The sequence below is a fragment of the Salidesulfovibrio brasiliensis JCM 12178 genome (assembly GCF_001311825.1).
Classification (GTDB): Bacteria; Desulfobacterota; Desulfovibrionia; order Desulfovibrionales; family Desulfovibrionaceae; genus Pseudodesulfovibrio; species Pseudodesulfovibrio brasiliensis.
In genome coordinates, this window is record NZ_BBCB01000007.1 from 44,114 (window position 1) to 58,740 (window position 14,627).

The following is a 14,627-nucleotide window of genomic DNA, read 5'->3' on the forward strand; positions in this document are numbered from 1 at the left end:
GAAGCTTCTGCCGAAAGCACGATTGATGTCGGCATTTGGCAGCCAGTGGTCGAACGCCTCGTGGACGATGGTATCGAGCGTGAATACGCCGAAGCGCTGTTCTCTCGCGAAGCACTCGAATTCGATCCTGACCACATGGGCCACAAGATGCGGACCCTGCTGAACACCAAGCAGGCGGCCAAGGGTGTGCGTAGGGCCGAGGAGCCGCAGGTCATGGAGCGGTACCTCAATCCCATCCTCATTGCCGGGGCGTATGCCTATCTGCGCGATAACCGGGAGACCCTTGAATCGGCCTATGAGCGCTACGGGGTGGACGGCGATCATATCGTCGCCCTGTTGCTGGTGGAAACCCGGCTCGGTACCAACACCGGGCGGCACAAGGCCATGCCTGTGTTGGCAAGCATGGCGCTGGCCGGAGATTATGCGCTCATCGAGGAGCAGTTTGCCGACGTGACCATGTCCGAGGATATGAAGCGGTGGCTGGTCGAGCGCACCCGGCAAAAAGGTGACTGGGCGTATGGCGAGCTGCTTGCGCTGGTGGAGTATGCGCGCCAGAATGCGCAGGACCCTTTCACCATTCCGGGCTCCCTCTACGGTGCCATAGGTATCTGTCAGTTCATGCCCAGCACCGCCAAACATTACGGTGTGGACGGTGATGGAGACGGTCGGGTGGATCTGTTCGTAAAGGCCGACGCCCTGCACAGCATGGCTAATTATCTCAAGGAACATGGCTGGAAGAAGGGCATGTCCGAAGAGCAGCGGCTCAAGGTCATCTACCGCTACAACCACTCCATGAGCTACGCCATGACAGTGGACGCCGTAGCCGACAAGTTGCGCAGAACGCGAGAACTGTTCGGCGGCTGAGTTACCCGCTCAACAATCCTTCATAGACGGTTTCGGTGCGGCGAAGAAACTCCGCATTCGAGAGCTGTGAGATGGTGCGCTCCTGCGCATCGCGCAGCGTTTTTCTGAGGGGGCCGCGCGTGGCCTGTTCGATGAGCGAGGCAAGTTCCGTGATGTTGCCGGGATGGTACAGGCCGTTTTCGGAGACGAGGTCGGGCATCACGCCAACGCGGCTGGAGACGAGCGGCACGCCGCAGGACATGATTTCCAGTGCCGAGCGGGCGATGGCCTCGGACCAGAGGGACGCGCATACGCCGAGGTCGAGGGCCGAGATGCAGGATGAAACGTCCTCGCGCCAGCCGCTGATGGCCGTACAGCCTTCAATGCCAGTATCACGAAGCCAGCCTTCGATTTCCGTTCCCGAAGTTGCGGAGTCCGCGCCGATGAAAAGGAGGGCAATATCCTTGCGGCCTTGATCCCGAAGAGAGGCGACCGCGCGGATGAGATCTCGCTGGCCCTTGACGTGGTCGAACCGGCCCAGCAGGCCCACCACTGTGGTCTCGTCGGTGAAGCCGAACTCGGCTCGCACGCGTTTTCGTCCTTCCCCGTCAAAGCTGAATCGGTCACTGTCAATGCCGCCGTGAATCAGCCAGAGCTGTTTTTCAGGAGTCTTCATGCGGTTCAGGAAGTGGGAGGCCATGCGTTTGTTGGTCACTATGACCGAGTCCGCCACTGAGGCGTGCAGCCAGCGGTTGAGCGGATCGCTCTTGGGCAGGCGCTGGTCGCCCCTAGTGCGCACCAGCTTGAAGGGAAAGCCGAGAGCCTTGAGCGCTCCCCATATGAAAAAGCCTTCGCCCCGGTGGCAGTTGACGATATCAGGCCTATGCGATCGCAACAGTTTCGTGATATGTGCTGTTGCGGCGGCCAGCCGAGCGGGGTTGGAGGTGTTCAGGTCCACGGACTGAACATGCAGACCGAGGTCCATGGCCCTGCGCTCGGGAGGCGTTCCTTCCTGCGTGAGTACCAACACTTCGTGACCGGCCTCGGCAAGCAGTCGCGAAAGCTCCACGGCATACCATGCTGTGGCGTTGTACCAGCGAACGTTGATGACTTGAAAGATTTTCATGGATTATGAGATTTGGTCTTTTCAGGAAGATGACAGGACGAGGACGCCTTTGCAAGTCCGGGGTGCAAAAATGTTTGGAATCGTAATTGCATAGCTCCCCCGGGGAAAATCTTTCCACCGGAAGCCCCGTCCAACACATCAGGAGAACAGGAGAAAATGCAGCATCTATCCTCGCTCGTGAGCGCTCTGCCGGAGATCAGCCAGTCCCGAATGGTCAGCACGGGCTATACCGTCTGGATGGTCTGGGACGGCAAGCTGAATTCCGCGATACCGCACACAATGCGAGACTACGGCTGTATTCTCATGACAGAAGAGAACAGTCAGGCCCTGTGGTTCAGCCCCGGAACCGAAGTGTTCAGCGCTTGCGCGGCTGCAGACATGGGCTCGCGTCAACTCCATTTCCGTGTTCTGTCAGATTTTTTCCGCTGCGTTCCTTGTGGGTTACGACCTCTCCACATCCCTTTCCGTGCCGCAGGAACTGACGGCGCAGCAGGTCGGCCCGCCATCCGACTTCGAAGTATGGGTGCACCCCAAGCTTGAAGCGGAGGTCAACAATGTCGCGGGGCTCGGCCTGAAAGCCAGCGGCAAGCCGGAGGGGATATCCTCTCTGGAATGGAAGCTTCTTCAGGCGGACCAAGGGCTTGACTACGAGTCGACGCTTCGCTGGTATTTCATCATCAAGCCCCTCGGAAAGGGCGGTGACAAGGAGAGCATCGTCGGCTGGCGTGACTTCTCCCACGAAATCCAGGAGCTGATGAAGCGTCTGGGCCTGAAGTACATCGCGGACGTCAACGAAGGGTTCCTCTTTTTCCCGCTGGATAATGTCCGGCTGCTGCGAACCTTCTGCACGGACATGCTCAACCTCATCAGCGAGGCCAAGGCTGATGAGAGCAAGAAGTACTGGCCCGTTGTCATGGCAGCCGTTCCGCAGGGCGACCTGCCGTTCACGCAGGAGCTGCCGAAGAAGGTCGGGCTTGACTGGAACCGCCTCACTCCCGATTTCCCGCATATGCGGTTCGTTGACGGGTTTATCCTGTCGCCATGGTTCATCTTGAGCGACTCGCGTTACGGCAAGAGTCAGACAACCTTGGAGTCGTGGTGCAACCTCAGGCTCAGAAAGGAGGGCGGCGAGGCCGACTACGGCACCATCGAAGTGAGCATCGCCGTTCCGCTGACGCAGGGGGAGGGGCTGGAGTGCTTTTATTGCGGCCAGAAAAACCATCTGCCCGCCGATTGCCCGACCAAGTCGTTCGGCATGCAGCCCACCCACGCATGGAACAGGCTCGCCGGTTTGAATCTCGACGCAATCAATGAGGGCGTGACGGAGATCAACTCCCGTATTGACATTGACAACTTCCCCGCCACGGCGATGGAGCTTCTTGGAGACAAGAAATCGGACGGTTCCATTGTGTTGCAGGCCATATTCGAGGTCAACAGTCCGACCCAGTTCCGAACGCTCCGCAAGGTCTGGCGCAGCAAGGCCAAGGAGTGGGCCGAAGGGTTCGACCAGCTCGGCCCGGAAGAAGGCGACCATTTCTGGGCCGGTCTGGACGCACTGGTCAATGAAGATGTGGCCCTTGCCGAGACCGAAGCCAAGAAAGGAGTGGCAAAGTATACACGCAGCTACCAGCCCCAGTCGCTTCTCGGGTTCGTGAATCTGGAGCAGAATGATTACGTTCAGGCGCTTTTTCACTGGCAGGAGGCCGAGCGGCTGGCCTTTACGCCATTGCAGCAAGGGTATCTGGTTTTTCTTCAGGCTCGTCTTCAGGAGGTGCAGGACCACTTCAAGGAGGCAAACGCCCTGTACAAGCGTGTCAACGCGCTTTGCCCCGGCTGGATCGAGCCGCTCTACCGGCAGGGGGTCTGCATGGTCAAGCTCGGCTTCACCGGTCAGGCCATGGACCTGTTCTTTGATCTCATCAACATGGACCCGAACGTATTCAACCGCATTTTGGTGGACCCGGAGCTAGAGCGCGGCAGGGTGCAACTGCTCAGCTTTTTGTGGGACAAGTGGAATGAGGCTGAGAAGGATGCCGAGGAGCTGCGGAAGAAGCTTGACGAGTACATTGACGAACTGGACAAGCGGTTCGACAGAAAGCACCCTTTCCACGATGCGGCGGAAGAGGAGCTCCAGCGGCTCAAGAAGACTGCCGAGGTCAACAACTACGTGGCCTATCGTATGCTCAGCCGCGGCATGGACCGCTTCAGCGAACGGCTGGAGAAGCAGGTTCAGCTGGAGCTCAAGCGCATCAACAGCAACGTCGACTTTCTTTCCGAGCGCATCAAGGAAATCCAGAAGGAAGCCGCCTGGTTCCCGTTTCCCAAGCTGCTGGTGGAGTTCAATCGCGACTTCAACTACTGCGTCGAGAAGATAAACTGGATCAAGACCCAGTATCTCAAGCAGGCCGACAATTTTCGACTCGCCACGCAATATGTCGAGGAGATAGAGAAACGCGTCGAGACCTTGAGCGGCAGGCTGGTCACGCTGCGTATCGTGCGTGACAGTACCCTCTTCGTGCTCATGCTTGGCAAGTCATTCATCTGGTTCGAGCTGGTTGGCCTCGGCCTTGCCTTCATCGGCGTTCCGGGGTTCATCTGGTTCACGCAGGACGTGCAGGGCAACTGGCTTGTCACCACCCTGCGCGAGAATCAGTGGGAAGTGACCAAGGGGTTTGTCATCATTCTCAGCGCTCTGGCTTTGGCCTTTGCGGCCATCAAGAGTGCTGCAGGCTTTGAAAAACGTAAGCAGCAACTCTTCGACCAACTCGACACCGAGTTGAAAGGCACAGCGCCAAGACGGTATTGACCGGAAAAGCATGCGAAAAGGAAGGCCGCGCTCAGCGGCCTTTTTTTCGTATCAAGTCGGGTAAAAAAATCCTTCATGCGACGTGCCCCGCATGCTATCCGTAAGCTCTGGAACACCAATCCGCCAAGGAGTCGCTTATGCATAAACTCGTTCTCATCAGGCACGGGCAAAGCACTTGGAATCTGGAGAACCGCTTTACGGGCTGGACCGACGTGGACCTCACCGAGCAGGGCGTGACCGAGGCCGTCGAGGGAGCGGAGTTGCTCCGGCAGGCCGGGTTTTCCTTTGACGTTTGCCATACATCCTTACTCAAGCGCGCCATACGGACGCTCTGGCTGGTGCTCGACCGGATGGACCTCATGTGGCTCCCGGTATACCGGACGTGGCGGCTCAATGAGCGGCACTACGGAGCGCTTCAGGGGCTGAATAAGGCAGAGACCGCCGCAAAGTACGGGGACGATCAGGTCTTCGAGTGGCGGCGTAGTTTCGACATCCCTCCACCGGAACTGGACCCGTCCGACGAGCGTTTTCCGGGGCACGATCCACGCTACGCGCATCTGGTTGAATCGGAGTTGCCGCGCTGTGAAAGCCTCAAGATGACCATCTCCCGGACCATGCCCTACTGGTTCGATGTCATTGCCCCGCAGATTCGCAGCGGCAGCCGCGTGCTTGTGGTGGCGCACGGCAACTCCCTGCGCGGGCTGGTCAAGTATCTCGACGGCATGGACGAGCAGAGCATTACCGGACTGAACATACCAACCGGTGTCCCGCTTGTGTATGAACTGGACGGGTCGCTCAAGGCCGTTGATCGGTACTATCTGGGCGATCCGGACGAGGCGGCGCGCAAAGCCGAGGCCGTGGCCAATCAGGCGGCTGTTGCCAAGTCTTCCGAGGACGGGTAATCCCTCTCGGGTGGACACGAACGCATTCACTCAGGCGCTGCTCGACTGGTTCGACGCCAACCGCCGCGACCTGCCATGGCGCAAGGGCTATGATCCATATCATGTATGGATGTCGGAGATCATGGCTCAACAAACCCAGATGGACCGTGTGGTGCCGTACTTTCGGCGCTGGATGGAGCGGTTCCCGGATATCCGTGCCCTTGCGGGCGCGGACGAAGAAACCGTGCTCAAGCTCTGGGAGGGCCTCGGCTACTATTCGCGGGCCAAAAATGTTCTCAAGGCGGCCCGGCTCGTGGTTGAAAACCATGATGGCCGTTTTCCCGACAGCCTTGACGCCATCCGCGAACTGCCCGGCGTGGGCGAGTACACGGCCGGGGCCATCGCAAGCATCGCCTTCAACCTTCCTGAACCCTGCATTGACGCCAACGTCATGCGCGTCTTTGCCCGCATGGACGACTTGAGCCTCGCGGCGGGCACAGGCGAGCTCAAGCGCGAGGCAGAGCGGCTGGTACGATCGACCATGCCCGAAGATCGCCCCCGCGACTTCAATCAGGCGCTCATGGAGCTTGGCGCGTTGGTCTGCCGCAAGAAGCCGTTGTGTGATCTCTGTCCCGTGCAGCCGTATTGCGCGGCGCATGAGGCCAACGTGGTCTGGGACCGCCCGCTGCCCAAGGCAAAAAAGGGCACCGTTCGCATCGAGATGGTTACCGGGGTGCTCGTGCATGAGGGCAGGGTGCTCATACAGAAGCGCAGGCCCGACGACGTCTGGCCCGGCCTCTGGGAGTTTCCGGGCGGCGTGATGGAAGAGGGCGAAAGTCCTGAGGAGACGCTGGTCCGCGAGTACCGTGAAGAAACCGAGCTTTCGATTTGTCCCGAAGAGAAGATCACCGTGGTCCGTTACGCCTACACCCGTTTCCGCGTGACAATGCACTGTTATCTTTGCTCATGCCCCGGCGATCCGGCCCCTGTTTTTCATGAGGCCACGGAAGGGTGTTTTGTCGCCCCTTCGGCTCTGTCTGAATACGCCTTTCCGTCTGGTCATCGAAAGCTGCTGCAATGCATGGAACAGGATATCAGGTTCGCAACACTCTTGATTCGCTGAACAATCATTTCTTTTTATGAGTTCTGGCACGGCGGTTGCTTTGTCTCGTGTGGAGAATACCGTTTCTGACGGGATTTTGACACGTGAGGTGAAGCATGTCGATCGGTATAAAGAGCGCAATTGACGCTGTGCAGCGTCTCGGGACCCAGTCGCTGGGTGTGGGGCAGGCTAAGCCAAGCCCTAAGGTTTCCCCGGAGCTGAATCAGGCTTTCGAGCAGCAGATGAACATGGCCAAGAACCTTTTCGGTGAAACGAACACCGAAATGGGGGGAGGGGCGAATTTCGACAGTGGCATGATAAATGATGTCATGATGTTTGATGCGCTGGCCGTGATTTCTAGGCTGATGCAACAGCAGGGAAGCACAGCGCAGCAGGCTGTGGCCATTTCAGCGGCAGCCCCGCAGATACAGGCACCGCAGGGCGGAATGAACATGCAGGCCGTGCAGAATGCGGTCAAGGCCGCAACATCTGCCCCGAATGTGAATGGCTCCCTCTCGGCGCAATTCGAGTCCGGCTCCAAAGGCATCGCCGCCATTGGCTGGGACAGCGTGGGCGGCACTTCCTACGGGAAGTATCAGATTGCGGCCAAGACCGGTTCAATGGACAGTTTCTTGAATTATCTTGATGACAAGGCGCCGGATATTGCTGAACGCTTGCGCTCGGCCGGACCGGCAGAGACCGGCGGCAAGAGCGGGGCGATGCCCGCAGAGTGGCAGCGCATCGCGGCCCAGCAGCCGGAGCGGTTCGAGGAATTGCAGCACGGCTTCATCAAGGGTGAATACTACGACACCGCACGGCAGAAGGTTCTCGGCCAGACCGGTATCGACATCGATAACGCCCCACCCATCGTGCAGGAAGTGCTCTGGAGCACCTCGGTGCAGCATGGTCCCACTGGCGCGGCAGGAATTTTCAGCAAGGCGATCAATGCGTTCCTTGGCCGGGCGCAGGGCGGCGAATTCAGCCGTAAACTGATCGAGAATGTCTACGATACCCGCAAGGGCCAGTTCGGCTCCAGCACGGAGCGAGTGCAGGAGCCGTCGGCAACCGCTTGGAATCGGAGAAGGAAATTGCCCTGAACATGCTCTCGAGCATGCAGGTCAACCGGGTCGTCTAGCCTGTCGATACAGGCCCGGAGGGGAGTCCGGGCGATCCGGTGAGTGGAGACGAGTGTTGGGGAACGCTCGTCTCCTTTCATTTTATGGGGATCAGACTTCCTTGCGGAGCTGTTTCTCAATATTCGAGTCCGGCTCGGTGCGGACCACGCCGACGGTGTCGTCCACTACCACCTGTCCATGGGCGAAGCCCTTTACTTTCCTGACATCCTTGACCAGCGCGTACATCACGTCCGCCCGGCTGTCGTCCTTGCGCCAGCTCTTGTTGGCACAGAGCGTTGCGGCTTGTCGCAGGCTGGTTTCCGGGACTTCCTGCCCCGGATGATCGCGGCGCAGGATGACGTGGGAACTCGGCCCGTCGGCGACGTGAAACCAGTAATCGAAGGTGCTGGCAGCCTTGCTGATGATGTCGTGGTTGGCTTTCTTGTTCTTGCCCCGAACCACGGTGAAGCCGTCGTTTGTCACAAAGACGTGAACCGCAAGCCCCTTGTAGCGTTTTGGCAGCCGGGCCACCTGTTTCGGTTTCTCTGTCGACTGCTCGCGCTCGGGCAGGTGTTCGCTCTCCACACGTTCCATCTCGTCGAGCAGCATCTTCCGCCGGGCCTCCACATGGGGGAAGCCCCGGTCTGCCTTGCCCGCCAGTTTGAAGTACCGCTCCATGTTCTCCGAGGGCGTAAGGTGCGGGTTCAGCTCCACGATCACGGCGCCGTGCTCGGGGTGGTTGAGTTCCACGGATTCAGCATCGCCGATGTCCTGAAGTCGATAGAGTTCGGCCTGCATGGCTTCGGCCTTGATGCGGTCCTGCCGGAACTGCTCCAGCCGTGCCTGTTCCTGATCGAGCTTTGCCAGCGCGCGACGGATACGGCGGCGGGCCGACTTTTTGCGCTGTTGCAGATCTTTGTTCTCGGTTCGTTCAAGAATGGGGAAGAGTGTCGGTTCGCCGTAGGCTGCCGCCGCCTCAAGGGCGGTCTCGAAGCGAAGGTCGTCGCCTGTGGGCCACGGCAGCGGGGGTTTTGGGGTGTCGTCCTTGCCACGCGCCACGTAGCATGCGTCGGTTTCGCCGAGCGCAATCCGGGCGTATTGGGCGTGGGCTTCGTCTTCGGGCAGGCCGCGCAGGTAGCGGCGAAGCGGCGGGGAAATGTGCGGGTAGTCCCGCCATATTTCCTTTTCTCCCATCACGTCTTCAAAGGCGGGCCATTCGGGCTGGGAGTCGAAGCCTTCGGGCAGTCCTCTGGATAGCTGGAGCTTTCCGTGCATGTCGAAGACGACGTGCGTGTATTCCGAAAACTCGCGCGAGGGCGTCAGGCTGAAGGCCAGCCGCAGTTCCGGCCAGTCCACGTGATGTTCGAGCATGCGGCGGCCCTGCAGACGCTTACGCATCCACATGACGTCGGCAGGCGCGTCCTGCGGGTTTGCGGGTTTGTTGTCCGTAAAGAAAAGGTGGCCTGCCGATCGCGCAGGCCGGAACAACATGTTCTTTGGTAGTTGGCGTGCGTGAAAGCGCAAGTTCCAGACGCCCGGGGCAGGGCCGAAAATCTTGTCGATCCTGCTGCCCTCAAGGGCTGGACCCAGTTCCGCCGCCAGTCGGCGAAAAAAGTTCGCTTCCATGCCGCTTACATTCGGACGGGGCTAGTCGCCGCGCTCCTGTTCATCCTCTTCCTGCTTGCTCTTGCATTCAATGCACAGGGTGGTCATGGGGCGCGCCTTGAGCCTCGGCACGCTGATGTCGTCGCCGCAGTCCTGGCAGATGCCGAAATCACCGTCTTCAATGCGCTGCAAAGCCTGCTGGATCTTCTTGATCAACTTGCGTTCGCGGTCGCGCAGGCGAAGAGTGAAGGCTCTGTCAGATTCGGCGGTCGCGCGGTCAGCCGGATCGGCGTATACTTCCCCTGATTCGGTCATGTCCTCGAGTGTCCGATCACTCTTCTGGAGGATGTCGTCGAGCATGCCCGTCAGCATATCATGGAAGTACTGGATATCCTTGGCGTCCATTCATTGCTCCTAAGAGTTTCGGTACTGTGCCACAGAGTATTGCCAGTCTTGTAATACTATCCAACTAAACGGGCTGCGTAAACCAAAACCGGCATGAAAGTAAAGCTTTTACTGCATTCCGGATGCCAAGTTCCGAGCCTGAAAGATTTTTCAAAAATTCCCTTGACAGTTCAGGGGGTCGCCGTTAGAACTCACTTCGCTTTTGCAACAGCAAAGCGCAGCGAGCGGGAATAACTCAGTGGTAGAGTGCGACCTTGCCAAGGTCGAAGTCGCGAGTTCAAATCTCGTTTCCCGCTCCACTTTGACATACCGGGCGGCATAGCCAAGTGGTAAGGCAGAGGTCTGCAAAACCTCCATTCTCCGGTTCAAATCCGGATGCCGCCTCCATTTATACAGCTTTCGAGCGGGAATAACTCAGTGGTAGAGTGCGACCTTGCCAAGGTCGAAGTCGCGAGTTCAAATCTCGTTTCCCGCTCCAGATTTTCAGGCCGATCCTTCAAGGGTCGGCCTTTTTGTTTTGTGCTTTCAGGTGGTTGAGATGTTTTTTGCATAAAGATTCGTTCGCTGGCGTGATCCGGTACGGTCCCTGCAAATCTCGGGAGACAGGAAATCAATTCCCACCACAACCGGAAGCGAGAGCATGAACGAACTGCACCTACAGGAATCCATCCGAAAAGCCGTTACCGAGGCCCCGGGCGCGTCCCTTCTGTCGGGAACAAGCATTCAGGCCCGTAACTTCACCTCGCGCATCGGCTCCGGGCGGGGCATTGCTCCCGCGTTTTTCCGGAAGACCAGCCTGCTGGAGGACATGTACGCCCTCTGTGACCCGGCTGTCGAACCGGAAGGCGACCTGTTCCTCAACATGGTGCTCAAGTATTTCCACGCATACGTGCATGACGGTTCCCATGTGGAGCGCGTCGCCTTTGGGGACATCGCGATTCTGTTGGAAGGATTTGCCCGTCACCAGAGCCTGAACGAGCCGGGTGACGACGCCGAGGTCATGAACCGGATGCGGAACTGGTCCGGCGCGCTGCGCTGTCTTGCCGACGTGCCTCGCGCGGCCTACATCGCCGGGAAAGTTGCCAGCGCCAAGCTGCCCGACGATCACCGCGACCGCCGCCCGCATTTGGGGATGGACATCGGCGCGGCTTCCGGACTGCTTGTGCTCGCCCTCTGGGTGCAGGCTCACCGAAACGGCTTCACCTACGCCATCCCGTGCGGCTTTCTGACCGATCCCATCGCAGGAGAGCGCACCACCGATCTTTTGCGCCTGCTGGACGCCGGAACCATCATCCCGGCCGATCCGGCCCGGAGCGGTTCCTATGCCTCCATCTACGGCCTGAAAGTGGATTTCGTGGCCAACGAGACGCTGGCCCTTTTGCAGGGCAACATCGATCGCAGACGCTGTTTTGCGCGATACGAGGCGTTGTTTCAGGCTGCCGGGGACAAACTCGACGGCACGGTGTTTCTGCCTGAAGGGTGGTGGCCCACTGCTGCGGGGAGAACATGAGTGCGCTCCTGAGCACCGACAACCGCTTTCAGCCGCCCATGGGCTACGACGACGCCAGTTTTCTTCCGCAGGGGCTCATTCTGGACGGGGAAGTGCTGCCGGCCCACAAGCTGGGTGAACCGGCAGGCTCCTGATCAGACCATGTATTGTATGTAGTAGCCGCTCGTGGGGTAGGTCCACGGCGTTTCCTTGAGTTCTTTTACGGGAATGCGGTGCCTGATGGCCAGCGCGAAGAGGTTCGCGATTTCTTCGGCGTGATGGCCCATGATATGCGCCCCCAACACAATCTCCCGCTTTTTGTCCACGATGACCCGGCTCCTGCCGTGCGTCTCTCCCAGCCGTTTCCATGAAAACGAGTCCGCGAGATCAAGCTCTGCAATGCGGATGTCGTAGCCCTGTTCACGGGCCTCGGACTCCAGCATGCCCACGCGCGCCAGCGGCGGCATGGAGTAGCAGGCGCTCGGAATGCCCGTGTAGTCTGCTGCTGCCGAGTCGTCGCCCTGCATTGCGGCCACGGCTGCCCGAGCCTCAAGCACGGCGGTGGGCGTCAGCCCGTACGGCGTGTCGGCCACATCTCCGATGGCGTATATGTTCGCATTGCTGACGCTCTGCATCTTCTCGTTCACGGCGATACCGTTTTTGCCCAAGCGCACGTTTGCGGCCTCAAGGTTCAGGTGCCCGATGGCAGGGACTCTGCCGGAACAGTTGATGACCGCGTCCGCGATGATTTCCGGGTCTTCGCCCTTGTTCATGACCGCGTAGGCCGGGCCGCGCTGTTCCACGGACGTGATCGGTGCGTTGAAGTGGATGGTGATGCCTTCGCTGCGCGAGGCGTCCACCAGTTCCTCCACCAGTTGTTTGTCGAAGTCGCGAAGAGCGCGGTCGCCGCGTAGCAGCATGGTGACGCTGGAGCCGCAGCGGGCGGCAATGTGGGCAAATTCCATGGCGATGAAGCCGCCGCCGATGAATACGAGGTTCCGCGGCAGTTCCTTGAGGTCGAGGAAGTCGTCGCTGTCCAGCAGGAATCCTGTGCCCGGTATGTCCAGCTCGTGCGGGATACATCCGGTGCAGATGCAGATATTCTCCGCCGTGTAGGTCTCGCCGTCAGCCTCGACAGTGTTCGGCCCGGTCAGGGTGGCGGTGGTCTCTATCAGCTCGATGCCGAGGTCACGGTAGTGGGCCGCAGCCTTTTCCGGAACGGGTTCCACGAAGGAGTCCTTGAATCGGGCCATCTCCTTCCAGTCTGCGCTGATGTTACCGCGCACGCCCTTGTTCTTGAGGTGCGTGGCGGCATGGACGGCTTCCGGGGCGCTGAGAAGTGCTTTTTTGGGATTGCAGCCCCTGAGGGGGCAGACCCCGCCCACACCGTTGTGCTCGAACATGACCACGCGCTTTCCGGCTTCGGCCATGGGGGCTGCGACGCCGCCGCCCGCAGGCCCGGCGCCGATGACGATGAGATCGTAGTGTTTCATGCGTTCAGTCCTGTCCTTGTTTTCGGTTTTCCCGCAATGCTACAGCATGTGTCGGGTTTTGTCAGTGGTGGGCCGCAGAAATCGTAAGGCCTAGCCGAAGATCGCCAGCATGGCTGCGCCCCCTGCCATGAACACCGCGCCAATGAGTCTGAGAAGGATGTTCCCTTCCTTGAGCCAGCGCCAGCCGATCAGCACGGAGAAAAGGCCGTTCAGCCGTTTGACGGCCACCATGTAAGCCGCGACGGTCAGCGAGATGGCCGTCATGTGGCAGAGCAGTTCCGTGAAGCCGAGGAGTCCAGCGACCAGCGCGGGTTTCGGCTTGGTGAAGAGCTTTGCAGGGGTGAGCCTTCCTGTGAGTCCGGCGAACGTGACCATGACCACGGCGGTTGCAATCCAGAAAGCGGCTGCGGCAAAGGTCGGCGTGGAGAGCAGGATGAGCTTTTTGCCCAGAACCGCGCCGAGGCCGTAGAGCGTGGCGGCGGCCAGCATGTACCGGGTGCCCGGCTCGGTCAGTATCGCTCTGAACGGGTCGAGCCACGAGCGCGTGGACGGAGAGAGGTTCATGATGTAGCCGCCGATGACGATGGCGAAGATGCCTGCCGCGCCGCGTGGCGGAACCACCTCGCCCAGCACCAGAAATCCTGTCAGGATGACCAGAGCCGGGGTGAAGGTCAGAAACGGCATGGTCAGGGAAATGGGCGAGCGGAGGATGGCCTCGGACTGGCAGCGAAAGGCCACGGCAATGAGCGGCGCGAGCATTGCCAGGACACCCCAGAATCCGGGGGCGAGGTCGGGTATGCCGGTCAGAACCACGGTCGCGGCAAAGAAGGGCGAGCCCCATACGAAAGGGATTGCGCTCATTTCCCATGAGTTGAGATGGGAGAAATGGCGCTTGAGCACTGCGGCTTCCAGCGCGGTGGCGAATGCGGACCAGAGCGAGAGGATGAACCAGAGCATGTCAGGAGTCGGCTTGCGGGTTGTTGATGTACATTCCAACCTTGTACTCCCGACGGTGTGTTATGTAAAAACGAAAGAGGGCGGGCAGCTTGACCGGCCTGCCGCATGAGGGTATCACGGCGCCAAGAGAGAAAAAGAGGTACATAATAATGCGTGAATCCACCGTGGGCGTTGTCCGTGAAGGCATGCCCTACATCATCATAGCCGCGTTCGTGACGCTTGTTTTCGCTGTTCTTGAATGGGAACTGCTTGCCCTCGTGACGCTTGGCCTGACCCTGTTCATCGCCCACTTCTTCCGTGATCCAGAGCGGGTGCCGCCCGAAGACGTGGACGCGGCCGTATCCCCTGCGGACGGCAAGGTCTGCAAGATTGCCCGCGAGACCGACCCCATCACCGGCGAGGAGCGTCAGGTCATTTGCGTGTTCATGAACGTTTTCAACGTACACGTGAACCGCATGCCCGTCTCCGGCAAGGTGGACGTCATCCGCTACATCCCCGGAAAATTCTTCAACGCCTCGCTCGACAAGGCCAGCAAGGACAACGAGCGTTGCGCCATGACCGTGGTGGGCAAGGGCAACCAGCGCTTCACCATGGTGCAGATCGCCGGACTCATCGCCCGCCGCATTGTCTGCTGGGCGGAAGTGGGGGACAAGCTCAAGCGCGCGGACCGCTTCGGTCTGATCAAGTTCGGTTCGCGAGTTGACCTTTACGTTCCTGATAGTTATGTTCCCCTTGTGAGCGTGGGCGACAAGGTCGTGGCGGGAGAGACCCCGCTGGCCGGTAAACGCCCCGCATAAACCAAAGG

General features: G+C 59.6%; 13 protein-coding genes and 3 tRNA genes. 11 read left to right on the forward strand and 5 right to left on the reverse strand.

Annotated elements, in window-relative coordinates:
- Positions 1 to 45: 45 nt before the first annotated feature.
- Complete coding sequence (locus JCM12178_RS04105; RefSeq protein ID WP_245628604.1) at positions 46 to 864, forward strand: lytic murein transglycosylase; 819 nt, start codon at positions 46 to 48, stop codon at positions 862 to 864.
- A 1-nt stretch (position 865) separates the two neighbouring features.
- Here the strand turns inward: JCM12178_RS04105 and JCM12178_RS04110 are convergent, their stop codons facing one another.
- The gene (locus JCM12178_RS04110; protein ID WP_054649005.1) at positions 866 to 1,969 is read right to left on the reverse strand and encodes a glycosyltransferase family 4 protein; all 1,104 of its coding nucleotides are present in this window, start codon (positions 1,967 to 1,969) and stop codon (positions 866 to 868) included.
- Positions 1,970 to 2,372: 403 nt separating this feature from the next.
- Between JCM12178_RS04110 and JCM12178_RS04115 the strand changes: the two genes are divergently transcribed.
- The 4 genes from JCM12178_RS04115 to JCM12178_RS04130 all read left to right on the forward strand — a co-directional run bounded on the left by JCM12178_RS04115 (position 2,373) and on the right by JCM12178_RS04130 (position 7,855).
- Positions 2,373 to 4,775 (forward strand): tetratricopeptide repeat protein, encoded by a 2,403-nt coding sequence (locus JCM12178_RS04115; protein WP_245628605.1) that lies wholly within the window; start codon positions 2,373 to 2,375, stop codon positions 4,773 to 4,775.
- A 137-nt stretch (positions 4,776 to 4,912) separates the two neighbouring features.
- Positions 4,913 to 5,677 (forward strand): 2,3-diphosphoglycerate-dependent phosphoglycerate mutase, encoded by a 765-nt coding sequence (gene gpmA, locus JCM12178_RS04120; protein ID WP_054649007.1) that lies wholly within the window; start codon positions 4,913 to 4,915, stop codon positions 5,675 to 5,677.
- Positions 5,678 to 5,687: 10 nt separating this feature from the next.
- A complete protein-coding gene (mutY, locus tag JCM12178_RS04125; protein ID WP_054649009.1) occupies positions 5,688 to 6,779 on the forward strand; it encodes an A/G-specific adenine glycosylase in 1,092 nt (363 codons plus the stop codon).
- 95 nt (positions 6,780 to 6,874) lie between these two features.
- On the forward strand, positions 6,875 to 7,855 hold the full coding sequence (locus JCM12178_RS04130; protein ID WP_245628606.1) for a VgrG-related protein: 981 nt from the start codon (positions 6,875 to 6,877) through the stop codon (positions 7,853 to 7,855).
- A 129-nt stretch (positions 7,856 to 7,984) separates the two neighbouring features.
- On the opposite strand, the gene JCM12178_RS04135 is transcribed toward JCM12178_RS04130, so the two are convergent.
- A complete protein-coding gene (locus tag JCM12178_RS04135; protein ID WP_054649010.1) occupies positions 7,985 to 9,499 on the reverse strand; it encodes an NFACT RNA binding domain-containing protein in 1,515 nt (504 codons plus the stop codon).
- 21 nt (positions 9,500 to 9,520) lie between these two features.
- The gene (dksA, locus tag JCM12178_RS04140) at positions 9,521 to 9,883 is read right to left on the reverse strand and encodes an RNA polymerase-binding protein DksA (protein WP_054649012.1); all 363 of its coding nucleotides are present in this window, start codon (positions 9,881 to 9,883) and stop codon (positions 9,521 to 9,523) included.
- A 224-nt stretch (positions 9,884 to 10,107) separates the two neighbouring features.
- Here dksA and JCM12178_RS04145 point away from each other — a divergent pair.
- From JCM12178_RS04145 to JCM12178_RS18155, 5 genes are all read left to right on the forward strand, one after another.
- A tRNA-Gly gene (locus JCM12178_RS04145) sits at positions 10,108 to 10,182 on the forward strand.
- A gap of 13 nt (positions 10,183 to 10,195) precedes the next feature.
- A tRNA-Cys gene (locus tag JCM12178_RS04150) sits at positions 10,196 to 10,270 on the forward strand.
- Between the two features lie 16 nt (positions 10,271 to 10,286).
- A tRNA-Gly gene (locus tag JCM12178_RS04155) sits at positions 10,287 to 10,361 on the forward strand.
- A 162-nt stretch (positions 10,362 to 10,523) separates the two neighbouring features.
- Positions 10,524 to 11,393, forward strand: coding sequence for a hypothetical protein (locus tag JCM12178_RS04160; RefSeq protein WP_054649014.1), 870 nt, complete (start codon positions 10,524 to 10,526; stop codon positions 11,391 to 11,393).
- Positions 11,390 to 11,527 carry a hypothetical protein gene (locus JCM12178_RS18155; RefSeq protein WP_157054730.1) on the forward strand — a complete coding sequence of 46 codons (138 nt, stop codon included), beginning with the start codon at positions 11,390 to 11,392 and terminating at the stop codon, positions 11,525 to 11,527. Before JCM12178_RS04160 ends, JCM12178_RS18155 begins: the two co-directional genes overlap by 4 nt.
- Here the strand turns inward: JCM12178_RS18155 and JCM12178_RS04165 are convergent, their stop codons facing one another.
- Together JCM12178_RS04165 and JCM12178_RS04170 are read right to left on the reverse strand one after the other, a co-directional pair.
- The gene (locus JCM12178_RS04165; protein WP_054649016.1) at positions 11,528 to 12,865 is read right to left on the reverse strand and encodes a dihydrolipoyl dehydrogenase family protein; all 1,338 of its coding nucleotides are present in this window, start codon (positions 12,863 to 12,865) and stop codon (positions 11,528 to 11,530) included.
- Between the two features lie 90 nt (positions 12,866 to 12,955).
- Positions 12,956 to 13,822, reverse strand: a complete 867-nt coding sequence (locus JCM12178_RS04170) for an EamA family transporter (protein ID WP_054649018.1) — start codon at positions 13,820 to 13,822, stop codon at positions 12,956 to 12,958.
- Positions 13,823 to 13,971: 149 nt separating this feature from the next.
- On the opposite strand from JCM12178_RS04170, the gene JCM12178_RS04175 reads away from it, so the two are divergent.
- Positions 13,972 to 14,619: a phosphatidylserine decarboxylase family protein gene (locus JCM12178_RS04175; RefSeq protein ID WP_054649020.1), complete on the forward strand. Its 648-nt coding sequence runs from the start codon at positions 13,972 to 13,974 to the stop codon at positions 14,617 to 14,619.
- Positions 14,620 to 14,627: the final 8 nt, after the last annotated feature.